Origin of the sequence: Mangrovimonas futianensis, assembly GCF_021245805.1 — a bacterium.
Classification (GTDB): Bacteria; Bacteroidota; Bacteroidia; order Flavobacteriales; family Flavobacteriaceae; genus Mangrovimonas; species Mangrovimonas futianensis.
The window spans coordinates 91,652-116,200 of the sequence record NZ_JAJJNF010000006.1; the positions used below are offsets into that span (position 1 = coordinate 91,652).

Consider the following 24,549-nt stretch of genomic DNA (forward strand, 5'->3'; position numbering starts at 1 on the left):
TATGAATAAAAATTACCAATCTTTTGAAGACATAGAATATGATTTAAAACGTCTTAAGTTAGAGCGCCAAATCATACAGGAAGAACTGAAGGGTGTCCGTAACGATTTACAGGACGATTTGACACCGGCCAATTGGGTTCAAACCGTATTTAGTGCGTTTAGCAAGTTTGGACTTTTTATGCTGATGAAAAAATTCTTGACAAAAAGCAAGTAAATCCTTTTTGCTTGCTAATATTATTAAAATTCAAAATCTATATTACCTATGAACATATTTGAAGCCATCCGAAAAGATCACGACATTCAAAGAGATTTACTCGATAAATTGGTTGATACTTCCGGAGATAGCAAAAAAAAGGATGAACTCTTCAAAAAAATAAAAAAAGAACTCCAGGTGCATGCTAATGCTGAAGAAAGGCATTATTACAAGCCTTTAATAGATGTGGATGTCATGCAGGAAAAAGCCAGACATGGTATAGCCGAACATCATGAAATAGATGAACTTATTGAGGAACTTGAAGAAACTGAATATGATTCTTCGGCATGGTTAAAAATAGCAAAGGATTTAAAGCATAAAGTAGAGCATCATTTGGAAGACGAAGAGCATAAATTCTTTCAACTTTCCGGTAAGGTTCTTTCAGAAAACCAGAAAACCGCTTTAGCCAAGGAGTATATGGATTATATGGAGGAAAATAGGTAGTTATAACAACCTTATACTTTATCCATTTCAGTGAAAACAGTTTCTATGTGAATTGTGTTAGTCATTGCCTTTAAGATTGGAACCATTTAAATTCCAATTTAAAGGTATTTTTTTTCGTCTATGGCTTTGCTGTCGAAACTTAATTGTTCCAAGATATCAGAAGGATTTTTAATCTGTAAATATTTCTCTCCAAAAATTAAGATTGGGTAAGCTAATACTTCAGGGTGTTTATTCAAGATCTTGATCCAATCATTTTCATCCAAATCTAAATCTTCATCATAGTTTTCAGTAAATGTGGGATGTTGCTTGTCAACTAATTCACCTATGGATTTATGTAAACCATCGGCCAATTCCTTCCATTGGGTTCCTGTAACCTTTGTTTGAAGTATATCAATCGGCAATAATTCATGGTCTGAAGCTTGTAGGTAGCCAAGTACTTGCTTCCCTAAACTGGATTGCGAATTGAAGAATAGTTTATTGGTGCTTTTGTTGGTAGAAATCACAGACATCATTTTTGTTGTTAGACATTACCCTTAAAATTAAGCTATTATCTTGGAAGTTTCTGTTAAAGTAATTTTAATTCCTCTTTAATAAGAAAATCAAATAGTTCTATTAGAACTGTTAATAACTTATAAGTAAGGTTTTCATCAAAAAACCTACTTTTGTTTAGTGTAATTAACGATAAGAGATTATGTCAGATTCAATAGAAAGAGTGAAATGTTTAATTATTGGTTCAGGTCCTGCGGGTTATACGGCGGCAATATATGCATCAAGAGCCAATATGAATCCTATTTTGTATCAAGGAGCCCAACCTGGTGGTCAATTGACAACCACAAATGAAGTAGAAAATTTTCCTGGTTATCCTGATGGAATTACTGGTCCTGAAATGATGATGGAATTACAAAAACAAGCAGAGCGTTTTGGAACCGATGTAAGAAATGGATGGATTACCAAGGTGGATTTTTCTGGCGAGGTTCATAAAGTTTGGGTTAACGATGAGAAGGAAATCTACTGTGATACCGTTATTATTTCTACAGGTGCTTCTGCCAAATATTTGGGATTGGAATCTGAACAAAAATATTTAAAGTTAGGTGGTGGTGTTTCTGCATGTGCCGTTTGTGATGGTTTCTTTTATAGAAATCAAGAAGTGGTTATTGTTGGAGCTGGAGATTCTGCTTGTGAAGAAGCACATTATTTATCAAACCTTTGTAAGAAGGTAACCATGTTGGTTAGACGAGATGAATTTAGAGCCTCTAAAATCATGGAAGCCAGAGTTAGAAATACACCTAATATTGAAATATTGATGAATACCGAAACTGAGGAAGTGATTGGTGATGGTCAATTAGTAACGGCAGTAAAAGCAAGAAACAAAGAAACGGGAGAAGTTATTGAAATTCCTGCAACTGGATTTTTCGTAGCCATTGGTCATAAGCCTAATACTGATATCTTTAAAGGCTTTTTGGAATTGGATGAAACCGGTTACATTATTAATAAGCCAGGTTCTTCGCGTACCAATATTGAGGGTGTGTTTGTAAGTGGTGATGCAGCAGACCATGTATACAGACAGGCCATTACGGCTGCTGGAACAGGCTGTATGGCAGCTTTGGATGCAGAAAGATATTTAGCTTCAAAAGATGCTACATTTGAAGTAAGTACTTCAACCTACAACTAGAAATACAAACCAGATACTTTGTAAGTTATTGAAACCGAAGCATATGCTTCGGTTTTTTTTGTATATTAGAAGGAGATTCCCTGTAGTGGTCTATTAATAGCATATTAGAAACACTCTAAAACCTCTCACATGAAACGAGTATTATATGCTTGGTGTCTTTTTGCAAGCACCATGGTTTGGTCTCAAAAATTGGCTCAACCAGAAGTCCTTCCCCAAAACATTGTAAAGAATACCTACCATGGTGTTACCATTGAAGATCCATACCAGTATCTGGAAAACTTAGATGACCCTGCGGTTATCAATTGGATGAAGGGTAATGCCCAATATGCCAATTCTGTTTTAGATAATATTTCTGGCAAACAAGAAATGCTGGACAAGATGATGGAATTGATGAACAGAACATCTGCGGCCATAGGCAGTTTAAGGATTACAGATAATAATACTTACTTTTATTTAAAGCGCGTTCCTGGAGAAGAGATTTTTAAAATGTATAAACGTGATGGTTATGAGGGCAAGGAAACGCTCTTTTTTGACCCTAACAAATACAAAAAAGATTCAGGAAAGACATACACCATTAATGGGATTACCCTCAATGATCAAGGAGATAAAGTTGCGGTAACATTGGCAGCAAATGGATCTGAAAATCCAGAAGTCCTTATTTTTACTAGTGAAGGAGAGAAATTTAAAGAAACCATAGAATTGGGACGTGGGATTTCTTGGCTGCCTACAGGAGATGCTTTCTACTACAACAAATTCCATTCTGCCGATGTGACTGACATGAACCGAAAAATGTTTACGAATGTCTATGTGCATCAATTGGGAACCGAACAAGAAGCGGATACCATATACTTTTCTAAAAAAGAATATGAGACTTTAGGTGTCAATGGGATGGAGATTCCTATGGTAGTTTATGACAAAAACGCAGGACTGAATGTTTTGATTATAGGATCCGTAGATAAAAATACAAGAGCTTATTTTCAACCGCCATCTGGTAATTCAAAAGTGTGGAAGTCCTTATCTCAAAGGTCAGACCTGATTGTTGATTATGAAGTCAATGATAAGCATCTTTATTTCATGACGTATTTGGACAGCCCCAATTATCAGATTAAAAAAGTATCTCTTCAAGATTTGGATGTATCTAAAGCAACAACTGTAGTTCCCGAGTCTAAGAACGAAATTATTACAGGGATGAAATTAACAAAAGATGGCTTGTACTATACTACCATGAAAAATGGGGTAGAGGCTCAGGTTTATTTTTTAGCATACAATTCATCTACTCCTAAACAATTAAAACTACCTTTTACGGCGGGTGATGCTTCTTTATCGAATAAGGGCTCAGAATTTAGTGATATTTGGATTTCCATCTCAGGATGGACTTCTCCGGACAAGAGATATCTTTATGATCCTAAGGACGATGTATTTGAATATCAACCGCTTTCTACTCCAGCGGAATACCCAGAACTTAAAGACTTAATAGCTAAAGAAGTGATGGTTGCTTCTCATGACGGGGTTATGGTTCCTGTATCTATTATTTATAATAAGAATATCAAATTGGATGGCTCCAATCCTGGGGTTATCTATAGTTATGGCTCTTATGGAAATTCAACGAGTCCGTTTTTTAGCCCTATTACATTGGCTTATACTCTTTATGATGGGGTTTTGATAGTTCCTCATGTAAGAGGCGGCGGAGAGTTAGGAGATTCCTGGCATAAAGCGGGTCAAAAGTTGAATAAGCCTAATACGTGGAAGGATGCCATAGCGGCAGCAGAATATGTTATTAAAGAAGGATACACATCTTCTGACAAATTAGCCATTTTTGGAGGTAGTGCAGGAGGGATCTTGGTGGGACGCTCTATAACGGAACGTCCAGATCTTTTTGTGGCTGCCGCACCCATGGTCGGAGCTATGAATACGGTAAGAATGGAAGAAACACCTAACGGACCTGTAAATACTCCAGAGTTTGGAACGGTTCAAGATCCAGAAGAGTTCAAGGGTTTATTGGAAATGGATTCTTATTTAAATCTCAAGCCGGGAACAGACTATCCAGCAACCCTTATTACTGCTGGGATTAATGACCCTCGAGTTATAGCCTGGCAGCCAGCAAAATTTGCGGCCAAGTTACAACATGATAATGTAGGTGACTCACCGGTTCTTTTCTTGACAGATTTTGAAGGCGGACATGGAGGCGGTGTCGCCTTAACGAAGGCATTAAATAATTTTTCGAATGTATTTTCATTTTTTTATTGGCAATCGGGACACCCGAAATTTAAGATGAAAGAGCCTATTAAAGACTAAAAATATAACCCAAAACCTAGATTGTTTAGTCTAGGTTTTTTATTTTTTAAAAGAAGTTTTAGAACTATAACGGTTTAGTAAAGGTTGTGTGATAAAAGTTACACATAGTATGATTTATGTCATGTTTTTGAATTGCATTCCGTATTACATTTGTATCAAACAATTAATCAGATATGAGACATTTTATCCAATTAGCCATTGTGGCTTTGTTGCTGTGTCCAATTTCTTCAATCGGGCAAAGCTTTAAGATCCAAAAAACAGGATCATCGATCATTATTTCCGGAACATCCAGTCTACATGATTGGGATATTGAAGCCGAAGATTATTCAGGAACTATTGAGTTTAGTGATTTGGCTGCTGGTCAAATTTCTAACCTTAACATGTCAGTTGTTTCAGAAAGTTTAAAAAGTGGAAAAAGCGGTATGGATAGCAATACCTATAAAGCTTTGAACACTAAAAAGTACAAAAACGTAACTTTTAAATTTTCTAAAGTCAACAAACTGGAAAAGGTAGATGACTCCACCTTTAAATTGAATGTGGCAGGAACATTAACGATTGCGGGGGCATCTAAGAAGGTCAACTTTGAAATGCTTTTAACTAAGCTTCCAAGTGGCGTTAACTTAACAGGTAGTGAATCCATAAAAATGACGGATTTTGGTATCGACCCGCCTAAAGCTTTAATGGGAACCATTAAAACTGGAGACAAGGTTACCATCAAATTTAATACAACTTTTAAATAAATACTTAACAAAAACGAAACTAGAAATGAAAAATTTTAAAAAACTATCGGTTTTATTTCTATTGGTGCTTTCTTTTAGCGCCGTACAAGCACAGAAAAGACATTTGGATAATTATAGAGATCCAGATCAAAGAGGTATCAATGTATTTGAAGCGCCTAAAGATACTGTCTCCACATTTGATGGAGTAAGGGTTAGAATAGGTGGATCATCTACTCTTCAATTCCAAGCTATTGATCACGAAAATGGTGTGCCTCAAAACTTAATTGATGACGGAACAGTTCTTCCATTAAAAGAAATAGGGTATAACTTTAACCTAGCTACTGCCAACCTAGATTTAGATGTAGCTTTGGCAAAAGGTGTAAGAATGCACTTAAGAACTTATTTGTCTTCTCGTCACCACCCAGAACCTTACGTAAAAGGTGGATATTTTCAAATTGATAACCTAGACTTTATTAGTGAAGGTACTTTAGGTGAACTAATGAAATACACCACTATTAAAGTAGGTCACATGGAGAATAACTATGGTGATGCCCACTTTAGAAGAACTGACAATGCACAAGCCATGTTCAACCCATTTGTTGGAAACTTAATTATGGATTCGTTTACTACAGAAGTAGGTGCTGAGGTTTACTATCAAAGAAATGGTTTTATCGGTATGGTAGGTTTCTCTAATGGTAAGTTAAACCAATCTGTAACAACAGGATCTAATGGAAAAACTGGTGGAGCTTCATTTTTGGCAAAATTAGGTTACGACAGTCAACTTAGTGATGACCTAAGAGTGCGTTTAACAGGATCTTTGTATAACACAGGTTACGTGCCTTCTAACTACTTATATACTGCAGACCGTGCTGGTTCTAGATACTATTTTGTTATGGAAAATGAGGAAGCATCTGCTTCTAGCCCATTCAGATCAGGACGTTATGATCCAGGTTTCAGAAACAGTATAACAGCTATTATGTTCAATCCATTTGTGAAATTCGGAGGTTTGGAATTCTTCGGAACTGCAGAATTTGTTAGTGGTAGAGCTTCATCTGAAGTTGATGACCGTAAAACAACTCAATTTGCTGGAGAACTTATCTACAGATTTGGAAGCACTGAAAACTTCTATGTAGGTGGACGTTACAACACTGTTAAAGGGGAATTAGCTGATGGAACTGAACCAGATATCAACAGAACACAGCTTAGTGCCGGTTGGTTTATGACCAAAAACATTTTAGCAAAAGTTGAGTATGTGAATCAAAAATATGATGGATACGACAATACTAGTATTTTATATGATGGTCAATTTAATGGAGTAGTAGTAGAAGCTGTAATTAGTTTCTAATTTCCAGAAAATTTGGTTAAATTTATCAAGTGAAGCCTATAATTTTAATTCTGGTCAGTGTGTTATGTTTTAAATCTCTAGTAGATGATAAGGGATTTAATGAAGCAACATACCTGATATCCGAAAGGAGTGAATTAAAAATTATAGGCTCCACTAATGTTAACAAGTTCACTTGTGCTTATGATATGAGCCGAGTGGAAACCAAACAAAAAGTAAATTTTAGACAGGAAAACGATAAGCTTGTTTTTACAAACACCGATTTAATTCTAAAGAGTACAGCTTTTGACTGCGGTAGTAAAATGATCAACAAGGACTTCAATAAGTTGATGCAAACTGATGTCTTTCCTGATATTTCCCTAAAGCTTATAGAAATTACCAAAGAAAATATTGAACATCATGTGGTTTACACCACAATGGATGTCACTATTTGTAATCGAACCAAGCGCTATAAAGTACCTGTTAATATTTCTGATAGCGTTAAGTTAGGAGTTAAAGGTAATTTAAGAATCAATATCACAGACTACGAGCTCGAAGCCCCTAAAAAGGCGATGGGTATGATTAAAGTTTGTAATGATATTGATATCGATTTCAATCTCTTCTTTCAAAAATTATAGTTCCTTTTTCTTTAATTGTGAGGTACCATCAAATTTGTGAATGGTAATTTGAGGCGCTCCATAAAGATCCACATCTCCATTACCTATAGATTCTAATTCAAAGGAATTATTGACATGAATGGAAATTTCGCCATTATCCTGAATAAAAACTTTAGCTGTATTTGTAGTTAAATTATTTCCTCTTAAATCTGAATTTCCAGAACATTTCAAGTCCAGTTTTTGCAAATTTCCTTCTAAAGTTGCATAGGCGTTATCAAAAAGATCCAGTTTTAGGGATTGGCTATTTATTAATGCTTCTATTTTACTGTTTTCATTAAGGTCCAAGTTTGTAGAGTCGCTTTTTATATTAAATTTCATGTCACCTTTACCATGCCCATTCAACTGAAAATAGCTTGTTTCTACATTCAAGGAAATTTCAGCATTATCTCTGGCTTCTATTTTAAGGTTATCAGTAACCATCGTGCTTATCGCTGCTATTTCAGAATCTCCTTTCCCAATAATATAATTTAGGTCACTGTTATAGTTAACCGTGATGTTTAATCGTTTGCTTGAAACAATTCGTTTTGTAGTTTCTATTACCAAGGCACCTTCTGAAACTGTAATATGAATGATATCGTGAAGGTTTTCATCAGCTTCTATTTCAACCGACGTGTCAAAAGATTTTTTTAGGATAACTTCAAAATCATCGCCAACCACCAATTTGTGGAAGGGGTCAACTTTTGTTTCTACGGTAGTAACTTGTTTGTTACCTTTTATTTTTTCTTGACATAGAGCAGACTGAATGATAGAGAAACCAATCAAACAGGTAAGTAAAATGTTCTTCATATAAATGGTTTGGTGCAAATATAGAAAACCATCCTGATATGTTTTAAACACAACAGGATGGCATTTTTTGGTGGTCAGATGATATTTATTCTTGTCTTACAGAACCAGAAACTCCATCGGTTTTATCTAAAATTTCTGGATTCCCAATATATTTCACATCAGCACCACTACTGGCCTTTGCAGTTAATTTTTTCTGCGTATTCACAGTAATGCCTGAGCCGCTACTAGCTTTAACCTGCGAATTTATTGCAATTAGTTTTTCAGCATCAATGCTACTTCCACTACTGGCCGTAGCCGAAAAGTTATTGACGCTTCCTTCAAGATCCAGTTCACTACCACTTGAAGATCTGGCGGAGATGGAATTGGCCTGAACCTTAAGATTTAGATCGCTTCCGCTAGAGGTTCCTAATTCCAAATGGTCTGTCTGTATCTGGTTGGTGGCAGTCACATCGCTTCCACTAGACGCTGAAATAGACTGGATGGTTTTAGCTGTTACAAAGATCTTTCTGGATGCTGCATGAGAAATATTTTGACTGGCAGTTACTTTTAAAACACCATTATTTATTGAAGTTTCTATGATGTTTAAAAGGTTTTCATCTGCTTCTACAGTAACACTTTCTGAGGAGCCCTGGGTGATGAACACATCTAGACCTCGACTTACTTCAATAGCATTAAAGGACTCAGAAACCGGTCGGTTTTCCGTAGCAACGTTTCCATTTCCACGAACCCCCATATCAAACATACAAGAGTTTAACAGTAGTGATAAAATGGCTGTTACGATTAATTTGGCAATTGTTCCCATGATAATAGATTTTTGATTGATTTTAGATTGTAAATATGTGATGATTAATTGATTCTTAAAATTATAGTTCCTTCAGTTGTTAAATTTGATGGCTTAATTGTTATTCGTTGGTAATGTGGATGCCATCTTCTGTAATATCCATTTTCACATCATCAGAAGATCCCTTGATACCATCGCTATTTATTTCGAGACTATCACCATTGTCTTTGATCTTGATGCCTTGACTGTTGATGATTAATCCGTTTTCCTCTTTTTGGATATTGATATTTACATCAAATTCGTCTTCAACATCACAATCAATGCAGATGACTTCGTCTTCCATGACCATTAATAAATGTGAGGCGTCGCTAAAGGAAACCAATCCACCCTCATAGCTTCTGTGGTCTAAAAATGAAGCTGTGTTTTGGTCTAACTTAAATACAGTTCCCACAGGTAATTGTAATACCAAGTTGACATTCTGGTCTAGAAACTTGTTCTCGAAATCAGTATGTAAATAGTTATTCAATGACAAGGTCTTTCCATTGAAGCTGTAATTATAGTCAATATTCTCTGCTGTGTTTCTGGCTTCAATAAAATCACTTCCTTTAGCTTCTTTCATAATAATAAGGTTAGCTACAGAATCTTGTGTCGATTTAATGGTAAGCCTTACATTTCTTGAAAAGATTACTTTTTCATCCTCGGTATTGTACTTTACCTCAAAACCGTTGCTTCTGTGCATACCATATTTATACTTGTCATAATCACTAGCCACCATCTTAATTTGTAAGGTGTCTAGTGGGTTGATGGTCAGTTTTTCTGTTTGCGATACAGAATTTTCAAGTGCAAAGTGTGATGCTTCTTTGATGCTAATTACAACCAATCCTACTATGGATAATAACCAAAGACCTAACAGTGTGAATTTGGCAACCCTACCTATAGACTTCAGGTTGGTAATCAAAATTCTTAAGCCTAAATAAAGGATGAAGAATAATGGAATTCCGAATAGGAAGAACAATAAAACCGATCCCAACCATAATGGTAATCCTGTGGTGTTTAGTGCATCTGGGTAATCAAGCCACCATGGATGAAAATAGGTGGAACTACCAAATGACAATAAGCTTACTATGAGTCCGAAGAGCAGCGAAACGCCAATGATAATTAAGATGACCCCTATGAATTTAGCAAAGAGCTTTAAGAGAAATAAAAGGACATCGCCTATGGTGTCAAAAAAATTTTTAGAACCACTTTTTACACGTTGCCCGTATTTCTCATAATCAACGTTTTTTACCGTTTCGGAGACATTATCAATCCCGTCTCGAATTTTTTTTTCAATGTTGCTGATATTCACAGGCTCTCCGGTCATGGTCAATTTCTCAGCGGTAGTTACGGCCTCAGGGACCAAAATCCAGAAAAGAATGTAAATAAATATAAACGTACCGCCAGAACCTATGGTAAGCAAGATCCAAAGTAAACGTACCCAAATGGCATCGATACCCAAGTAGTGACCCAAACCAGAAGATACCCCAGCAATATAGGAGTTGTCGCGATCTCGGAATAGCTTTTTGGTTGATGATGATCTGGTTGACTTGCTGTAAGAGGAAGACATAGGTTCGTCCTCAAAAATCTCGTCGTCTACCAAATAATCTTCAGGCTGTCCCATAATGCCAATGACTTCTTCAACTTCCTTGGTGCCTATCACTTGTTTGTCGTGTTTTACACGCTCGCTAAACAATTCGGCAATACGGGCCTCGATATCAGAAATTATTTCTGCTCGACCTTGAGAGTCTGTAAATGAACGTTTAATAGCCTCAAGATAGCGTTGTAATTTTAAGTATGCATCTTCATCTATGTGAAAAAATATACCTGCTAAATTTATGTTGACTGTCTTATTCATCTCGTTTTATTTTTTGGCTTGTTACTAGGTTTACAGCGTTTTGTAATTCGCTCCATGTGGTGTTTAATTCTTTAAGAAAGAGCTTACCAGTTTCGGTAAGTCCGTAATATTTTCTCGGTGGACCTGAAGTAGATTCTTCCCAACGGTAGTTAAGAAGTCCAGCGTTTTTAAGACGGGTCAATAAAGGGTAGATGGTACCTTCCACTACCAGCATTTTGGCGTCTTTTAAGGTATCTAGAATTTCTGCTACATAAGCATCTTCATCCCTGAGGATGGATAAGATGCAGTATTCCAAAACACCTTTACGCATTTGAGCTTTTGTGTTTTCTATCTTCATGTTTTAATTCGATTTAAATGTGAAACTGTTCATTTTTTGATTGATATGATGATTATTTGATGAAATTGATGGTGAAAGGATAGTGATATGGCTTCCCTTCTCTAGCCGTTAAGCTTGCTCTAATAATTAATATAAGTTCTATGATGAAACCAATAAAAGCGATAACTCCTAACCCTCCTGTGATGAAAAGAAGAGGGGACGGTTTGCTAATACTGATATGAAAATGATCAAAATTGTTGAAATTGATAAAATCAAATCCGCTAAATAGATTGAAGGCAAACAACGGTATGGCAATGCTACCTAATATTAAGGCATACAATAAAATGCTTATCTGAAAATTGATAGCTTGTTTCCCGTGGCTATCCACAAATTCTGACTTATCCTTATTCAATGCCCATAAAACAATAGGCGCGATGAAATTTCCCAAAGGGAAAAAGAACCTGGTGAAAGTAGATAGATGTATTAAAGTGGCGATATTTTTTTGGTGGTTGTCTAACATGATTTCAATTCATATAGTAATTTCTTATACAAATATATATCTAAAAGAAGGTATTATGCAAAACATAGTACTTAAAATTAACAAATTATTAACAATTAAAGTCTTGAGTATTTTCAGTAATTTGGTGTTCTATTTTAAATATATATGAAAATTTCACCCAGTAAACTCAATACATTTTTAATGTTTAAACTTCCTTCTGCTTATCTAACGGGGGTACGTGTTAAGGAAATTAGTGATTCAAGTTGTGTTGTTACAGTAAAGCATAAATGGCTTAATCAAAATCCCTTTAATTCTATGTTTTGGGCAGTTCAAGGAATGGCCGCTGAATTGACAACAGGGGCCTTGATGATGATGAAGATTAAAGAAAGTGGAAAGAAAATTTCCATGCTTGTAGCCAATAACAAAGGTAACTTCACCAAAAAGGCAACTGGACGTATTACTTTTAGTTGTCATGATGGGAATCAATTGGATGAGACCATAGCCAAGGCTATTGAAACGGGGGAGGGACAAACCATTTGGATGCAGTCAACGGGATTTAATGAAGAAGGGGTAGAGGTTTCTAATTTTCAGTTTGAATGGACTATAAAGGTTAAAAGTTGAGGATGATGTAACGAATAGAACATTTTCTTCACTAATAGTGTATAATCAATAAAAAACGAAATAAAATGACATCACACGAAATAGATTACAGGATTTATGGTGAAGAAATGCAATATGTAGAAATTGAATTAGATCCTCAAGAGGCCGTTGTCGCTGAGGCTGGAGGCATGATGATGATGGATGAAGGCATTCAAATGGAGACCATTTTTGGGGATGGTTCTGAAAAGAATAAAGGTTTTTTAGGTTCTATTTTAGGAGCAGGAAAACGTGTACTAACAGGGGAAAGCTTATTTATGACCGCTTTTTATAATACACAAGTGGGTAAAAAATGTGTCAGTTTTGCGTCCCCTTACCCAGGGAAAATAATTCCTATTGATTTAACGGAATACAGAGGTAAGTTTATTTGCCAGAAGGATGCCTTTTTATGTGCAGCAAAAGGTGTGAGCGTGGGCATTGAGTTTAGTAAACGTTTAGGCCGGGGGTTCTTTGGAGGAGAAGGATTTATTATGCAAAAATTAGAAGGAGACGGACTGGCTTTTGTGCATGCTGGAGGTACCTTGGCCAAAAAGACCTTGCAAGCAGGTGAGGTTCTAAAGGTGGATACGGGTTGTATTGTTGGGTTTACGCAGGACGTTGATTATGATATAGAGTTTGTAGGAGGTATCAAAAACTCCATATTTGGTGGAGAAGGTTTGTTTTTTGCCAAACTACAGGGACCAGGAACCGTTTATATCCAATCGTTACCTTTTAGCAGATTGGCCGGAAGAGTTTTGGCAAGTGCACCTCAAGGAGGAGGAAAGGATAAAGGAGAAGGTAGTATTTTAGGAGGTTTAGGTGATTTACTAGATGGCGATAATCGGTTTTAGTTAATAACTTAGTTGATATTTTTTGTTAAAAATTTAAATTATTTCTCACACTCAAACGTTTTTTTATTACATTTAATGAAACTAAATAACTGAGTGCTTATAAACACTACTACCAAAAACTAAACCCTAAAATTATGGCTAGAGCAATGTTTGAGTACACCAAAACGGTACTTAGAAAAGTGAGTTTTGATGTTTCATTATTTTGCAAGGAAGTTCAAAAGGCCCTTCAAAGATTACTACCGTATGAAATTGAAGAATTAAAAGTCTTTATTGATTCCTTGATTACACAAAACCCAGAATTGAATCAATGTTTAATTTATTTAAAACCATAATTAAATAAAAAGAGCGACTGAAAAGTCGCTCTTTTTATTTTGAAGTTGTTTGTTGTCATTTCACAGGAAGTGGACTAACAATTTTTACATTTTGGAAGGCAATAGCTCCTCTTACAATGCCTGTAATAACTTTATGAAGCGCCTCAATAATTTGAAGCTTAAGTTCACTTTTATGATAAATCAAGCTCACTTCCCTTGCTGGACTCGGTTCGTAAAAGTAATGTAGGTTTTTCTTGTAATTTTCGTTAAGATCAAAGGTGTGTAGGTAAGGAAGTAAAGTCATTCCCAAACCTTCGTTTGATAATTTGATCAAGGTTTCAATACTACCACTCTCTAATTGGAATTGATCTGATTCTTGATTTTTAAACGTTTTACACAAATTGATGATGCCCTCCCTAAAACAATGGCCATCTTCTAGAAGTAGCATATCATCTAACGATAACTCTTCTATTTTGATTTTATCTTGAGAATGGAGTTTGTGATTCTCTGGAATATAACCAACAAATGGTTCGTAATATAAAACGCGTTCTTTAATATGTTCATTCTCTAGAGGAGTTGCAGCGATAGCCGCATCTAAATGACCTTCGGTAATTCTAGAGATGATCTCCTCCGTTGTTAATTCCTCAATCTTAAGATTGATTTTTGGGTATTTTTTGATAAAAGTTTTCAAAAACATGGGTAATAAGGTCGGCATGACTGTTGGGATGATACCCAATCTAAATTCTCCCCCAATAAAGCCTTTCTGTTGGTCGACTATATCTTGAATTCGGTAGGATTCATTTACAATGTTTTTGGCTTGAATAACTATTTTTCTTCCAACCTCAGTTAATTCAATGGGTTTTTTACCTCTGTCAAAAATTAAAACGTCTAATTCATCTTCTAATTTTTGAATTTGCATACTCAAAGTTGGCTGGGTTACAAAGCACTTTTCTGCAGCTTTAGTAAAGTTTTTATGTTCGGCTACAGCCAAGACATAATATAATTGAGTTATTGTCATAAGTTATATTGATTGCGGCTATAAAATTATAAAAACTATCAATAAAACTTATCGAATAGATTGTTAATTATAGATTAAATTTGTAGTAGAAATAAGATAATAAAACACGTAGATATGACATTGAATAGTATAGGATTAGATGAAAAAAATACCAAAGCATTAGCAAAAGACCTGAATGTGCTTTTGGCAAATTTTCAAGTGTATTACCAAAATTTAAGAGGTATTCACTGGAATATTAAAGGAAAACGATTTTTTGATCTTCACGCAAAATTTGAGGAATTATATACCGATGCCAATTTAAAAGTAGATGAAATTGCAGAGCGTATTTTAACCTTAGGATCAACGCCGCTACATACTTTTGAGGATTATACGAATTCGGCTAAAGTGCCAGTAGGTAAAAACATTTCGGAAGATGAAAAAGCAGTGAGATTGATTGTTGATTCGTTAACAGAATTACTTAAAATTGAAAGAGATATTTTAGGAAAGTCAGATGAGTTTGATGATGAAGGTACCAATTCCATGATGAGTGATTTTATCACCGAGCAAGAAAAGACCGTTTGGATGATGAAAGCTTTCCTTGGTGAAACTGTATAATGAATAATAGAAAGATTGAAAAAAGCGCCCTAGGGTAAGGGCGCTTTTTTTTTTAAAACCTGACAGTCATTTCGATATCCTGATCGGTAACTTCAAATTTGGCGTCATTAAAGGATGGAGGTCCAAATAACATCGGATTGTTGCTCATTCCATAAGACTCAGCGGGCATTCCTGAACCGTCAAAATCCATGCGGTTATTGTCATTTTCATCATGTAACACCATGATGGCATAGGTTCCCGGCTTCACATTATCAAAGGTGACCTGCACCTTTCCATCGGTTATTTCTTTCTTGTATCCTTCAATGCCCTTTCCTTTCATAAAAGTCTCCTGATTGTGAAGCCCTATTAAAGCATGTCCCTTTTCATTTAAAAAATTGTTGACATGAATGGTTACTGTGTAAGTTGATTTTTCTTCTTGAGCTTGTGTTACAAATTGCGTCAAAAGACAAACGATAAAAATAGCTAGAGTTCTCATAATTGTAATGTGTTTCTTGATTAATACACTTCAAAGATTGGTCAATTATGTTGGTTTAGAAATAATTGTTTGCTGAGTTGTTGAGAAATGGGAGTGAATTGTAAAAAGGGTTAAAGAAGCCCTTTGGCTTTTACTTCTAGGTATTTATTAATAGCATTGACAGTCAGGTTTTCTGGTTTGGTAAGTATGGTTTGTATCCCGTGTTTTTGCAATTCCCTTACCATCGTATACTTTTCAAGGCTGAATTTTTCGGCGATGGTCTTATGGTAAATACTGTTTAAGTCTTGGGTTGGTGAAGAAATTAATTCTTCTAGTTCCGTATTTTCAAAAATGATAACGACGAGTAAATGCTTTTTTGCTATTGCTTGAAGGGACGGCAATTGTCTTTTAAGAGCACTAATATGTTCAGAATTAGTATAAAGCATGAGCATACTCCTATGACTTATTTGTCTTTTTACTTGGGCATAAAGTCTTCCAAAATCAGAATCCTGAAACTGAGTATCGATATGGTATAACTGATCCATGATTTTATTTAAATGGGTCAGTTTATCTTGAGCAGGTAAAAAAGCTTCTATGTTTTTGGAAAAAGTAAGCAAGCCTACTTTATCGTGTTTCTTTAAAGCAACATTACTAAAAGCGAGGGAAGCATTAATGGCATAATCCAATAGTTTTAATCCTTCAAAAGGCATTTTCATGACGCGTCCTGTATCAATGATGGAATAAATAGGTTGGGACCTTTCATCTTGATATTGATTGACCATCAGTTGGCCTGTTTTTGCTGTAGCCTTCCAGTTAATGGTTCTGAAATCATTTCCTGGCACATATTCCTTAATCTGTTCAAATTCTTGGGTATGCCCAATACGTCTTATTTTTTTAAAGCCAAATTCGGTTAAATGATTGCTGATAGCTAGAAAATCATATTTCTGCATTTGTACAAACGAAGGATAAACTGCTACGGTATCATGTTCTTGAAATGTAAATTTTCGCTTGATTATTTTGAGTCCGGTGGAAACAAAAACATTGAGGTTTCCAAAGATGTATTCTCCACGATCTACAGGTCTTACAGTATAAGAGAAATCCTTTGTTTCATTTGGTTTTAGAGCTGTCCGATACTCAAAATCACGCTTTTGAAATTGAGCAGGAAGTTCATCAATTACTTGAAGCCAAGTTTTGATGGGATATCGGTTATGTAAACTGATATGGACTAGATTGTCATCACTGTTGGAAAATTTTTTTGGGAGCCACCTTTTTGCTTCAAATGCATTTTTAAATCGGTAAAGCAAGATCAAATCAATACAGGCAACTAGAGAAATGATTAAAACCATTACCCAAGCCAGAGGATATAACCAATGAATCCAAAATGATAGGAGGAAACAGGCTGACCCAAGGGCTAGAACCTTGAAAAAATTTGGATGAATGTAAAGTGATTTTAAAAATTTCAAGAACTCAAATTTTATCGTGGTACTTCAATAGATTGGATTATCATATCTAAAACGCGTTCGGTACTTAGGCCTTCCATTTCTCTCTCCGGAGTTAGAATAATACGATGATTCAAGACTGGTTTGACTGCTCTTTTTACATCTTCTGGAGTTACAAAATCTCTTCCAGACATGGCGGCAAAGGCCTTAGCGGCATTTAAAATGGCAATAGAGGCTCTAGGGGATCCACCCAAATATAAATGGGAATGGTTTCTAGTTTTAGTCACCAATTCTGCTATATATCTAATGATTTTTTCTTCAACAAGGATTTGTTGGGTTTTTTCTTTAAAATCTGCTAATTGTTTGGTGTCAATGATAGATTCTATTAAAGTATGTGGTTTTTCACCTTTTCTTTGGTGATGGGTTTCAATGATTTTTATTTCATCTTCCAGTTGAGGATAATCCACCTTCACCTTAAAAATAAATCGGTCTAATTGCGCTTCTGGTAATGCATATGTACCTTCTTGTTCTATAGGGTTTTGGGTAGCCAGAACCATAAACGGATCTTCAAATTTATAAGTGTGCCCATCAATGGTTGCTTGTCTTTCCTCCATGGTTTCAAACAATGCAGCCTGTGTTTTTGCAGGTGCTCGATTGATTTCATCAATAAGAATGACATTAGAGAAAATAGGACCGGATTTAAATTCAAAATCTGATGTTTTCATGTTGAGAATCGAAGTTCCCAATACGTCACTTGGCATTAAATCTGGAGTGAATTGAATACGGCTAAAATCGGTTTTCAATACCTTGGCAAATAATTTGGCAGTTACCGTTTTGGCAATACCAGGAACACCTTCTATTAAAACATGGCCATCAGCCAACAAAGCGGCTATCAAAAGGTCAATAAATTCTTCTTGGCCTACAATCACTTTTCCCAACTCATTTTTAATGGACTCAACGGCCATTTTTAATTCTTCTAGCGGGACGCGGTTATTAAATTCTAAGTTGTCGCTTTCCATGTATTTTTTGATTTAAAGGTGTCTATTTTGGTTTCCAATAACTCCAATTCTTTTACACTCACATTTAAGGCTTTATTTAACGATGCAATCCATTCAAATAGAGCTTTGGTATCGTCTAGGGAATTGTTACTTCTAGCCGATAGTTGAGATAAAAATTGATTGTCTATTGCTTGTGTATCTAAGTAGTAATGGGTTCTAATAAAATTTAAAAAATATTGAATTTTATGATGTGCCATTTCCTTGTGTTTTCCTTGTTCCAAATACATATTTGAAATGGTTCTGGTAAAATCCAAGGTTTGGTTTTTTAATGGAGGAATAACCGGTATCGGTCTTTGCTTGCGTTTTCCTTCAAATATAACATACAGCAAAACGCCTAAAAGCATGAGGTAATAAGCCCATTTCAATTCTTTGTTATTTAAAAATACATACAAGGGAGAGATGTAAAATGTTTTTCCCGTTTTGTAGTGATTATCAAATAAAATGGGTTCTTCAGGAGGAAAGTAAGACATCAGTCCTGCTGTAAAGTCTTTATTGGTGTCCTTTAAGATGAAATAATTGGTAAAGACTTGAGGTGTTGTACATAATATAATATGTCCTTCACCAAAGGATTGATATGCGGTTGTAATATGCTCTTCCTTTAATTGCTGTGTATTTTCGTTTATAGCACCAATAACTGCCACCCCGGTTACATCAGATGAATCTACTTTTTTGAGGTAGTTTATATAATCCATACGATCTAATGGAAATAGATCGGAGGAAAGTTGTGGATTTTTTAGCCCTAATGAAAACGCATTTTCTATATTGTCAAAATTGCTCAATAAAGACGTTTTTAATTGCAATGTATCCTGAAGCCTTTTTGGTATTTCCTCTGAGGCAAATAATAGGGTGTTACCTTTGTCTACCCAATTAAGCAACGTTTCCAATTCGTCTTCACCCAATTCAATATTGTTGTTCAGCAAAACATAAGTTCCCGAAATAGAATCGTTATAGGTCAAATACTCATAAGGAGATTGGTTGATATCAATCAGTTGTTCATTTCCAAAATGAGACTCCAACAAATCGTGGAAAACATAAGTTCCAAATGGAATTTTGTGTTGTTTGGCATAGGATGGAAACCAATTCACCTTTTCTGGCTTGGTGTATTCGGCTAAAACCATCAGAACAATAATCAAGATGGCCAAACCTAAATATATTTTCCCCTTTTTATTCATGCCGCTTGGATGGTTTGGTTGAAATCTTGAAATACGGTTTGGTACTTGAAGTATTTTTCCTCATTAATAAGAAACGACCCATACCACACATAATCGTAAATTCGGGTAAGGTTGGTAAACGAGGTTTTTAGGTCAGAATTGTGAAGTTCCCAAATATAATCTGTATTTGTTTTATCTGGTTGCCAGTTAATCAAATCCTTTTCTGTTAAACGTTTTAAGGTCAACAAATATTGATACCTCAGTGCGAGTCTAAATTGTTTTTCTTTTAATGCGTCTAGTATCAGGTTTTCAAGGTCTGCCTTTTTTATCAATTCTTCCTCGAGAGTCAAAGAAATACTGCCCTCAGGTTTCTTCCCGGTAACAAGTGTTTTGGTATTGAATTTCAAGAAGAGTTTAATAAGCAAATAGACCAAAACTACTAACAGAAGATATGGTAGTGCCTTTAAAATCATGCTAAAAATACCGCTCGCTTTTTCTACCCCAAAAATGGCTTCCAAGATTTTTAAAAGGAGATTTCTTAACCAAATCATAAGGTCATCCCAAAAGGGAATTTCGGTTGGTGTTTCCGTATAATCAAAATCGGAGTCCTCAAGGTAGGGCTCCAATTCTGATTCTGAAATTTCTTGAACCTGAAGAGGCGTGTGATCGGCAGCAACCACCAACGAATCTACTTGAGCAAATTCATGCCAAGTAGTAAATAGGAATATGATGCCGATTAATAATTTCATTTAAGAATCAGATCCGATAGATTCGATTTGCTCAAAGGTACCTGTTAGATGTTTTTTCTCATTAAGGTTGAAGTACACCAAAACAGCGCTAATTACCAATACAAGGTTTAACACGTACTGAAAAAAGTACGCTATTATATTTAGGAGAATCATAATAGGGTCAAAAAAACTGCTCATATCTGATGGGTCCAATTCAATTGAGAAAGTGCCCATTTTTATCATGCCATATAGGGAAGCTGGAAGACTGAATGCATAACCTGCAATCGTAATAATAATGTACATGATGATTAGGGTAAAGAAAGTCATCCAGAACTCATCTTTGATTAAGGTAAAACTGTAACTATAGGAATCAGACACATCTTTATCTTCAAAGACATAAATGGAAAATACTATAAACATGGGGACCATTAAATACAGAACGGGTAGAAAGCAAAGCATAGCACCTATTATTAGTGTAATCCATTTCAAAATTCCTAAGCCCAAAAAGCCCGTGATTTGTTGGTAAACCGCTTGTTTAATTTCACTTTCATTGATAACACCATTATTATGAATGTAATTTTTGATGTAATGCAGTGCAGAGGCACTTGCAAAAACATAGGCTAGAATGGCAGATACTACAAATAATCCGACAGATAGGAGCATGATGCCACCACTAAACAAACCATTTCTTGAAGAGCTGTTGAAGTCAAACATGTCTACAGCCGCATATAGATAGAAAACCATGCAACCCAAATAGATTAAAATAAATGGGGCGCAAATTTTTAGTATGGTACTGAAAAAGGGCTTGTATTCATGTCTTATAAAACCAAAGCTATCACTTATGATTTCACCGAGTTCACGTTGCTTTTTAAATTGAAAGAATGTTTTCATGTTGGTTACTAGTAGATTTTTTATTGAGATAAATTGGATAATAGACGTAATAAAATAGAATAAGACCTAATGAAAGGGTGATTATAAAAATGGCCAACCAATCGGGCATTTCTGTATGTCTTGTGACAAACCCTTCCAAAAATCCAGCGACGATAAAAAAAGGAATGGTGCTCATTAAAATTTTTAAACCACTTTTTATACCTCTTTTAAAAGCTTCTAGTCTGGTGTATGTTTCTGGAAAAAGCATGCCTGCTCCTAAAGTCAGTCCAGCACATCCAGCCACAATGATAACAGATATTTCGATGGTTCCATGAATCCAAATGGTTCTAGCTGATTCCCAAAGCAGTCCTTTTTCATAAAAAAAGTATTGAAAACTACCTAACATCAATCCGTTTTGTAGCATAATATATAAAGAGCCAATACCAACCAAAAGTCCATAAACAAAGGCCATAAGAGCAACCTTTATATTGTTCAACGTAATGCCCAGAAACATATTGAACTCCCCTTGTTGTTTATACACAGCCATGGGGTCTCCTTTTTCAATGTTTTCAAGGGTCATGTTGACATAACCATCACCCAAAAAAGAACGAACAAAGTCCCCTTCACTAGCTGCAGAAAAGGCTCCTATGATAACGAATAGTGCAAAAACTAAAAAAGCAATGAGTAACTTTCTTTGATGGTGGTAGAATTCCATGGGGAATTCTTTGGTGAAAAAGGTGATGATCCTGTTTTTAGATTCTTTTTTGGTCTTGTAAATTTTTTGATGAGCGCTGGAAGCCAGTTGATTGAGATAAAATTCGGTATTGCTTTTGGGGTAGAAGGTTTTGGCATAGCTCAAATGATCTGTTATTTCTATGTATAGGTCTGAAAGATCATCGGGATTCATGGAGATTTTATTTGAAAGAAGGTTTTCAAAAGTGGACCATTTATCCTTATTTTGCTTCACAAAAGCAGCTTCACGCATTTATAGGGCTTTTGCTTTCAAAGAAAAGAAAATATGGAAGAATTTCAAATTGAAACCGCGCAAAATATAGGGATAAACCAAAACGTTGCCCACTTAGGAGATAGAATGTTGGGTTACTTGATTGATTCTTTGGTGATTTTTCTATACATATTTTCGGTATACATGTTATTGATTACTTTGGAATTGGACATGATGGACTCATGGTCAATTTATCTTTTAGTTAGTTTACCTGCTTTTATGTATTATGTATTGTTGGAAACTTTTTGGGATGGTAGAACCATTGGTAAATATGCTGCCAAAACCAGAGTGGTAAAGTTAGATGGTTCGAAGCCTGCTTTTTCCAATTTCTTAATAAGGTGGTTGTTGCGTATTGTAGATGTTACCTTAACAAGTGGTGGTCTGGCTGTTTTAACCATTTTACTTAAAGGGAATGGGCAACGTGTAGGAGATATAGCTGCCGGAACGACTGTGATTAGTGAAAAGCAAAGAGTTCGCTTAAGGGATACAATTATGGTTCAATTGCCCGATGATTATCAACCTAAATACAGTCAGGTGACTGTATTTTCTGATCAAGAGATGCAGACTATTAAAAGTTTATATGAAACGGCCGTATCTAAGGGGCAACACAATGTGATATTGTCGCTATTTAATAAAACCAAAGACGTTATGCAAGTGCAGCCCGAGGAGTTGCCCATGGATTTTATCAAGCGAATTATCAAGGATTATAATTACTTTACACAGCAAATGTAATTGATGGTTGAAGGTGTTTTCACAGAGGAGAATTTCATTTATCTGATTGAGATTTTTGGTACCATAGCTTTTGCTATTTCAGGTGTATTGGTAGCCCTAAACAAGCGAATGGATTTTTTTGGCATCATCATCATTGCTTTTGTGACTTCGGTTGGGGGTGGGACATTACGTGATGTTTTAATGGGGTATACACCTGTTACCTGGATGACCCACTTGATCTATGTTCACCTTATTTTAGGTGCTTCTGTTTTTGCTATTATTTTTAGACACAAATTGGATCGGTTGAGACGATCGCTTTTTTTATTTGATACCATAGGTATTGGTCTGTATACGGTAATTGGAGTAGAGAAGGGCCTTTCGGCAAATTTAGATCCCTTGATTTGTGTTGCCATAGGAACCATGTCTGCCTGTTTTGGAGGTGTGATAAGAGACATTTTGTGCAATGACATCCCAGTAATATTCAGGAAGGAAATTTATGCAACGGCTTGTATCGTTGGAGGAACCACCTATTTTTTATTAAGTCAATTGCCGATAGAGCGTAATTGGGTTTTTGTGATTTCAGGCCTAGTGGTTATAACGATTCGTTTGGTGGCGGTAATTTTTAAAATCAGTTTACCAGATATTTATAAAAGATCTAATCGATAACCCTGACACTTTTGATATAAATGTTGTGAACGGGCCAATCAGAATCATCTGTTTTCTGTTTGGCAATTTCATCAACGACATCCATACCATTTAGGACCTTTCCAAAAATGGTATAGGAGCCATCCAAATGATGTGCGCCTCCTTCCTGTTGAACAATAAAGAACTCATAGGGAGATGCTAACTTATAAGCATTTTCAATTTCACTACTAGGCATACTAATGACGCCACGATCGTGTTTAAAACCACGTTTGGTGTCTGGTGGCAAAAGATATTTTCCTATTCCAGCTCGTTTGTTCATGATATCTGGGTCATCGGTACTACCTCCTTGAACAATAAAGTTGTTGATGACTCGATAAAATTGGGTGTTGTCAAAATACTTCCTTTTGGTTAGGTAAATGAAATTAGCTCTATGGAATTTGGTTTCATTAAAAAGCTCGATATCGATATCTCCAAAATCTGTCTTTATTCTTACCTTATTTTCTTTGTTGTGTTTTTCATATTCCAAAAAAAACTCCATCGCTGTTTTATCTGTGAGAAATGGAAATTCTGGCTCTTTTTCTTCGACAGTATCTTTTTTAACGACTTCTTTTTTTTCGGTTTTTGTTTGATTAATAGGGGTTCCCTTTTTAATTTTGGTATTGTTGTTACAGTTTAAGAGAAGTAGGGAAAGAAAAATGACGGAAAAATATTTCATATAAGGATTTCTTCTTGTAAGCTGCAAAATTCAAAGAGAGGTCAATGAATTTCGATAGGTTTATAAATATAGTGCCAAAATTAAAAAATATACCTCTTCCAGCCGAATCATCTCAATTTAAAATGTCTCCACCATTCCGACAGGAACTTATAAAAAGGGAGCAAAAAAAGATGAAATTCGCAAGGAAGGCAGGTGTTATGGCCCTGTTTTATCCAGATGTGACCAATACCACCAAACTCATTTTAATTTTGAGAAAAACTTACAGAGGTGTTCATTCGGCTCAAGTGGCATTTCCCGGAGGGAAAGAGGAGGAGCACGATGATTCCTTGATGGCTACAGCTTTAAGGGAAACCGCAGAGGAGGTTGGTGTGCCAGAGCATCAAATTGAAGTTTTGAGAGAAATGACGCAAGTTTATATTCCGCCCAGTAATTATTATGTCTACCCTTTTATTGGGATTTCCAAAGAAACGCCACGTTTTATCAAACAAGAAACCGAAGTTGAAGAATTATTGGAAATTACTTTTCAGGATATGATAAGCGATTCCAATGTGGTGACAGAAATTGTAAACACGAGTTATCAAAAAGCCATTAGTGTTCCCGCCTTCAAATTAAACGGTAAAATTGTTTGGGGAGCTACTGCTATGATGCTCAGTGAGATTAAAGACTTGTTAAAGCAAGCCCTGTAAATTTCTTACTTTTATTACCTTT

At 35.6% G+C, this 24,549-nt stretch carries 29 protein-coding genes; 14 read left to right on the forward strand and 15 right to left on the reverse strand.

Annotated features, from left to right (window positions below):
- The first annotated feature begins 1 nt into the window (after position 1).
- Together LOK78_RS11240 and LOK78_RS11245 are read left to right on the forward strand one after the other, a co-directional pair.
- Positions 2–214: a DUF6327 family protein gene (locus LOK78_RS11240; RefSeq protein ID WP_053971678.1), complete on the forward strand. Its 213-nt coding sequence runs from the start codon at positions 2–4 to the stop codon at positions 212–214.
- Positions 215–262: 48 nt separating this feature from the next.
- On the forward strand, positions 263–697 hold the full coding sequence (locus tag LOK78_RS11245) for a hemerythrin domain-containing protein (RefSeq protein WP_232634965.1): 435 nt from the start codon (positions 263–265) through the stop codon (positions 695–697).
- A gap of 98 nt (positions 698–795) precedes the next feature.
- Here LOK78_RS11245 and LOK78_RS11250 read toward each other — a convergent pair whose 3' ends face one another.
- On the reverse strand, positions 796–1,200 hold the full coding sequence (locus tag LOK78_RS11250; protein WP_232634966.1) for an arsenate reductase family protein: 405 nt from the start codon (positions 1,198–1,200) through the stop codon (positions 796–798).
- A 188-nt stretch (positions 1,201–1,388) separates the two neighbouring features.
- On the opposite strand from LOK78_RS11250, the gene trxB reads away from it, so the two are divergent.
- The 5 genes from trxB to LOK78_RS11275 all read left to right on the forward strand — a co-directional run bounded on the left by trxB (position 1,389) and on the right by LOK78_RS11275 (position 7,342).
- Complete coding sequence (trxB, locus tag LOK78_RS11255; RefSeq protein WP_232394933.1) at positions 1,389–2,369, forward strand: thioredoxin-disulfide reductase; 981 nt, start codon at positions 1,389–1,391, stop codon at positions 2,367–2,369.
- 129 nt (positions 2,370–2,498) lie between these two features.
- Positions 2,499–4,664, forward strand: a complete 2,166-nt coding sequence (locus tag LOK78_RS11260) for a prolyl oligopeptidase family serine peptidase (RefSeq protein ID WP_232634967.1) — start codon at positions 2,499–2,501, stop codon at positions 4,662–4,664.
- Between the two features lie 173 nt (positions 4,665–4,837).
- A complete protein-coding gene (locus LOK78_RS11265) occupies positions 4,838–5,404 on the forward strand; it encodes a YceI family protein (protein ID WP_166960314.1) in 567 nt (188 codons plus the stop codon).
- 25 nt (positions 5,405–5,429) lie between these two features.
- Positions 5,430–6,728 (forward strand): hypothetical protein, encoded by a 1,299-nt coding sequence (locus LOK78_RS11270; protein ID WP_232634968.1) that lies wholly within the window; start codon positions 5,430–5,432, stop codon positions 6,726–6,728.
- 29 nt (positions 6,729–6,757) lie between these two features.
- On the forward strand, positions 6,758–7,342 hold the full coding sequence (locus LOK78_RS11275; RefSeq protein ID WP_232634969.1) for a YceI family protein: 585 nt from the start codon (positions 6,758–6,760) through the stop codon (positions 7,340–7,342).
- On the opposite strand, the gene LOK78_RS11280 is transcribed toward LOK78_RS11275, so the two are convergent.
- From LOK78_RS11280 to LOK78_RS11300, 5 genes are all read right to left on the reverse strand, one after another.
- Positions 7,337–8,167, reverse strand: a complete 831-nt coding sequence (locus LOK78_RS11280) for a GIN domain-containing protein (protein WP_232634970.1) — start codon at positions 8,165–8,167, stop codon at positions 7,337–7,339. The genes LOK78_RS11275 and LOK78_RS11280 overlap by 6 nt on opposite strands.
- 85 nt (positions 8,168–8,252) lie before the next feature.
- Positions 8,253–8,969, reverse strand: a complete 717-nt coding sequence (locus tag LOK78_RS11285) for a head GIN domain-containing protein (protein WP_232634971.1) — start codon at positions 8,967–8,969, stop codon at positions 8,253–8,255.
- A 100-nt stretch (positions 8,970–9,069) separates the two neighbouring features.
- The gene (locus LOK78_RS11290) at positions 9,070–10,842 is read right to left on the reverse strand and encodes a PspC domain-containing protein (RefSeq protein ID WP_232634972.1); all 1,773 of its coding nucleotides are present in this window, start codon (positions 10,840–10,842) and stop codon (positions 9,070–9,072) included.
- Positions 10,835–11,179, reverse strand: coding sequence for a PadR family transcriptional regulator (locus tag LOK78_RS11295; RefSeq protein WP_053971690.1), 345 nt, complete (start codon positions 11,177–11,179; stop codon positions 10,835–10,837). The genes LOK78_RS11290 and LOK78_RS11295 overlap by 8 nt, the downstream gene beginning before the upstream one ends.
- 52 nt (positions 11,180–11,231) lie before the next feature.
- Positions 11,232–11,678, reverse strand: a complete 447-nt coding sequence (locus LOK78_RS11300; RefSeq protein WP_232634973.1) for a DUF4870 domain-containing protein — start codon at positions 11,676–11,678, stop codon at positions 11,232–11,234.
- 144 nt (positions 11,679–11,822) lie between these two features.
- Here LOK78_RS11300 and LOK78_RS11305 point away from each other — a divergent pair, with 144 nt between their 5' ends.
- The 3 genes from LOK78_RS11305 to LOK78_RS11315 all read left to right on the forward strand — a co-directional run bounded on the left by LOK78_RS11305 (position 11,823) and on the right by LOK78_RS11315 (position 13,476).
- A complete protein-coding gene (locus LOK78_RS11305; RefSeq protein ID WP_232634974.1) occupies positions 11,823–12,278 on the forward strand; it encodes a DUF4442 domain-containing protein in 456 nt (151 codons plus the stop codon).
- Positions 12,279–12,343: 65 nt separating this feature from the next.
- On the forward strand, positions 12,344–13,144 hold the full coding sequence (locus LOK78_RS11310; protein WP_053971693.1) for a TIGR00266 family protein: 801 nt from the start codon (positions 12,344–12,346) through the stop codon (positions 13,142–13,144).
- Positions 13,145–13,278: 134 nt separating this feature from the next.
- Entirely contained in the window at positions 13,279–13,476 is a 198-nt protein-coding gene (locus LOK78_RS11315) for a hypothetical protein (RefSeq protein WP_053971694.1), read from the forward strand.
- Between the two features lie 55 nt (positions 13,477–13,531).
- Here LOK78_RS11315 and LOK78_RS11320 read toward each other — a convergent pair whose 3' ends face one another.
- Positions 13,532–14,473: a LysR substrate-binding domain-containing protein gene (locus tag LOK78_RS11320; protein ID WP_166960330.1), complete on the reverse strand. Its 942-nt coding sequence runs from the start codon at positions 14,471–14,473 to the stop codon at positions 13,532–13,534.
- A gap of 114 nt (positions 14,474–14,587) precedes the next feature.
- On the opposite strand from LOK78_RS11320, the gene LOK78_RS11325 reads away from it, so the two are divergent.
- Positions 14,588–15,067, forward strand: a complete 480-nt coding sequence (locus tag LOK78_RS11325) for a Dps family protein (RefSeq protein WP_232634975.1) — start codon at positions 14,588–14,590, stop codon at positions 15,065–15,067.
- Between the two features lie 52 nt (positions 15,068–15,119).
- Here the strand turns inward: LOK78_RS11325 and LOK78_RS11330 are convergent, their stop codons facing one another.
- From LOK78_RS11330 to LOK78_RS11360, 7 genes are all read right to left on the reverse strand, one after another.
- Entirely contained in the window at positions 15,120–15,542 is a 423-nt protein-coding gene (locus LOK78_RS11330; protein ID WP_053971697.1) for a DUF2141 domain-containing protein, read from the reverse strand.
- Positions 15,543–15,652: 110 nt separating this feature from the next.
- Positions 15,653–16,984 (reverse strand): DUF58 domain-containing protein, encoded by a 1,332-nt coding sequence (locus tag LOK78_RS11335; RefSeq protein ID WP_232634976.1) that lies wholly within the window; start codon positions 16,982–16,984, stop codon positions 15,653–15,655.
- 11 nt (positions 16,985–16,995) lie between these two features.
- Positions 16,996–17,979, reverse strand: coding sequence for an AAA family ATPase (locus LOK78_RS11340; RefSeq protein WP_232634977.1), 984 nt, complete (start codon positions 17,977–17,979; stop codon positions 16,996–16,998).
- The gene (locus tag LOK78_RS11345; protein WP_232634978.1) at positions 17,961–19,190 is read right to left on the reverse strand and encodes a DUF4350 domain-containing protein; all 1,230 of its coding nucleotides are present in this window, start codon (positions 19,188–19,190) and stop codon (positions 17,961–17,963) included. Before LOK78_RS11345 ends, LOK78_RS11340 begins: the two co-directional genes overlap by 19 nt.
- Positions 19,187–19,918: a DUF4129 domain-containing protein gene (locus LOK78_RS11350; protein WP_232634979.1), complete on the reverse strand. Its 732-nt coding sequence runs from the start codon at positions 19,916–19,918 to the stop codon at positions 19,187–19,189. The genes LOK78_RS11345 and LOK78_RS11350 overlap by 4 nt, the downstream gene beginning before the upstream one ends.
- Entirely contained in the window at positions 19,919–20,788 is an 870-nt protein-coding gene (locus tag LOK78_RS11355; RefSeq protein ID WP_232634980.1) for a hypothetical protein, read from the reverse strand. It abuts the gene before it with no gap.
- Positions 20,766–21,752: a stage II sporulation protein M gene (locus LOK78_RS11360; protein ID WP_232394918.1), complete on the reverse strand. Its 987-nt coding sequence runs from the start codon at positions 21,750–21,752 to the stop codon at positions 20,766–20,768. Before LOK78_RS11360 ends, LOK78_RS11355 begins: the two co-directional genes overlap by 23 nt.
- A gap of 33 nt (positions 21,753–21,785) precedes the next feature.
- On the opposite strand from LOK78_RS11360, the gene LOK78_RS11365 reads away from it, so the two are divergent.
- Positions 21,786–22,502, forward strand: coding sequence for an RDD family protein (locus LOK78_RS11365; RefSeq protein WP_053971706.1), 717 nt, complete (start codon positions 21,786–21,788; stop codon positions 22,500–22,502).
- Between the two features lie 3 nt (positions 22,503–22,505).
- Positions 22,506–23,147: a trimeric intracellular cation channel family protein gene (locus LOK78_RS11370; RefSeq protein WP_053971707.1), complete on the forward strand. Its 642-nt coding sequence runs from the start codon at positions 22,506–22,508 to the stop codon at positions 23,145–23,147.
- Here LOK78_RS11370 and LOK78_RS11375 read toward each other — a convergent pair.
- A complete protein-coding gene (locus LOK78_RS11375) occupies positions 23,137–23,841 on the reverse strand; it encodes a peptidylprolyl isomerase (protein ID WP_232634981.1) in 705 nt (234 codons plus the stop codon). The genes LOK78_RS11370 and LOK78_RS11375 overlap by 11 nt on opposite strands.
- A gap of 170 nt (positions 23,842–24,011) precedes the next feature.
- Here LOK78_RS11375 and LOK78_RS11380 point away from each other — a divergent pair, with 170 nt between their 5' ends.
- Entirely contained in the window at positions 24,012–24,527 is a 516-nt protein-coding gene (locus LOK78_RS11380) for an NUDIX hydrolase (RefSeq protein WP_336245953.1), read from the forward strand.
- The last annotated feature ends 22 nt before the right edge of the window (positions 24,528–24,549 follow it).

What these genes read in the sequence shown, in the direction of transcription:
- LOK78_RS11240 (WP_053971678.1), top strand. Translation starts at nt 2, where the DNA reads ATGAATAAAAATTACCAATCTTTTGAAGACATAGAATATGATTTAAAA.
- LOK78_RS11245 (WP_232634965.1), top strand. Translation starts at nt 263, where the DNA reads ATGAACATATTTGAAGCCATCCGAAAAGATCACGACATTCAAAGAGAT.
- trxB (WP_232394933.1), top strand. Translation starts at nt 1,389, where the DNA reads ATGTCAGATTCAATAGAAAGAGTGAAATGTTTAATTATTGGTTCAGGT.
- LOK78_RS11260 (WP_232634967.1), top strand. Translation starts at nt 2,499, where the DNA reads ATGAAACGAGTATTATATGCTTGGTGTCTTTTTGCAAGCACCATGGTT.
- LOK78_RS11265 (WP_166960314.1), top strand. Translation starts at nt 4,838, where the DNA reads ATGAGACATTTTATCCAATTAGCCATTGTGGCTTTGTTGCTGTGTCCA.
- LOK78_RS11270 (WP_232634968.1), top strand. Translation starts at nt 5,430, where the DNA reads ATGAAAAATTTTAAAAAACTATCGGTTTTATTTCTATTGGTGCTTTCT.
- LOK78_RS11280 (WP_232634970.1), bottom strand. Translation starts at nt 8,167, where the DNA reads ATGAAGAACATTTTACTTACCTGTTTGATTGGTTTCTCTATCATTCAG.
- LOK78_RS11285 (WP_232634971.1), bottom strand. Translation starts at nt 8,969, where the DNA reads ATGGGAACAATTGCCAAATTAATCGTAACAGCCATTTTATCACTACTG.
- LOK78_RS11290 (WP_232634972.1), bottom strand. Translation starts at nt 10,842, where the DNA reads ATGAATAAGACAGTCAACATAAATTTAGCAGGTATATTTTTTCACATA.
- LOK78_RS11295 (WP_053971690.1), bottom strand. Translation starts at nt 11,179, where the DNA reads ATGAAGATAGAAAACACAAAAGCTCAAATGCGTAAAGGTGTTTTGGAA.
- LOK78_RS11300 (WP_232634973.1), bottom strand. Translation starts at nt 11,678, where the DNA reads ATGTTAGACAACCACCAAAAAAATATCGCCACTTTAATACATCTATCT.
- LOK78_RS11305 (WP_232634974.1), top strand. Translation starts at nt 11,823, where the DNA reads ATGAAAATTTCACCCAGTAAACTCAATACATTTTTAATGTTTAAACTT.
- LOK78_RS11310 (WP_053971693.1), top strand. Translation starts at nt 12,344, where the DNA reads ATGACATCACACGAAATAGATTACAGGATTTATGGTGAAGAAATGCAA.
- LOK78_RS11315 (WP_053971694.1), top strand. Translation starts at nt 13,279, where the DNA reads ATGGCTAGAGCAATGTTTGAGTACACCAAAACGGTACTTAGAAAAGTG.
- LOK78_RS11320 (WP_166960330.1), bottom strand. Translation starts at nt 14,473, where the DNA reads ATGACAATAACTCAATTATATTATGTCTTGGCTGTAGCCGAACATAAA.
- LOK78_RS11325 (WP_232634975.1), top strand. Translation starts at nt 14,588, where the DNA reads ATGACATTGAATAGTATAGGATTAGATGAAAAAAATACCAAAGCATTA.
- LOK78_RS11330 (WP_053971697.1), bottom strand. Translation starts at nt 15,542, where the DNA reads ATGAGAACTCTAGCTATTTTTATCGTTTGTCTTTTGACGCAATTTGTA.
- LOK78_RS11340 (WP_232634977.1), bottom strand. Translation starts at nt 17,979, where the DNA reads ATGGAAAGCGACAACTTAGAATTTAATAACCGCGTCCCGCTAGAAGAA.
- LOK78_RS11345 (WP_232634978.1), bottom strand. Translation starts at nt 19,190, where the DNA reads ATGAATAAAAAGGGGAAAATATATTTAGGTTTGGCCATCTTGATTATT.
- LOK78_RS11350 (WP_232634979.1), bottom strand. Translation starts at nt 19,918, where the DNA reads ATGAAATTATTAATCGGCATCATATTCCTATTTACTACTTGGCATGAA.
- LOK78_RS11355 (WP_232634980.1), bottom strand. Translation starts at nt 20,788, where the DNA reads ATGAAAACATTCTTTCAATTTAAAAAGCAACGTGAACTCGGTGAAATC.
- LOK78_RS11360 (WP_232394918.1), bottom strand. Translation starts at nt 21,752, where the DNA reads ATGCGTGAAGCTGCTTTTGTGAAGCAAAATAAGGATAAATGGTCCACT.
- LOK78_RS11365 (WP_053971706.1), top strand. Translation starts at nt 21,786, where the DNA reads ATGGAAGAATTTCAAATTGAAACCGCGCAAAATATAGGGATAAACCAA.
- LOK78_RS11370 (WP_053971707.1), top strand. Translation starts at nt 22,506, where the DNA reads ATGGTTGAAGGTGTTTTCACAGAGGAGAATTTCATTTATCTGATTGAG.
- LOK78_RS11375 (WP_232634981.1), bottom strand. Translation starts at nt 23,841, where the DNA reads ATGAAATATTTTTCCGTCATTTTTCTTTCCCTACTTCTCTTAAACTGT.
- LOK78_RS11380 (WP_336245953.1), top strand. Translation starts at nt 24,012, where the DNA reads ATGAAATTCGCAAGGAAGGCAGGTGTTATGGCCCTGTTTTATCCAGAT.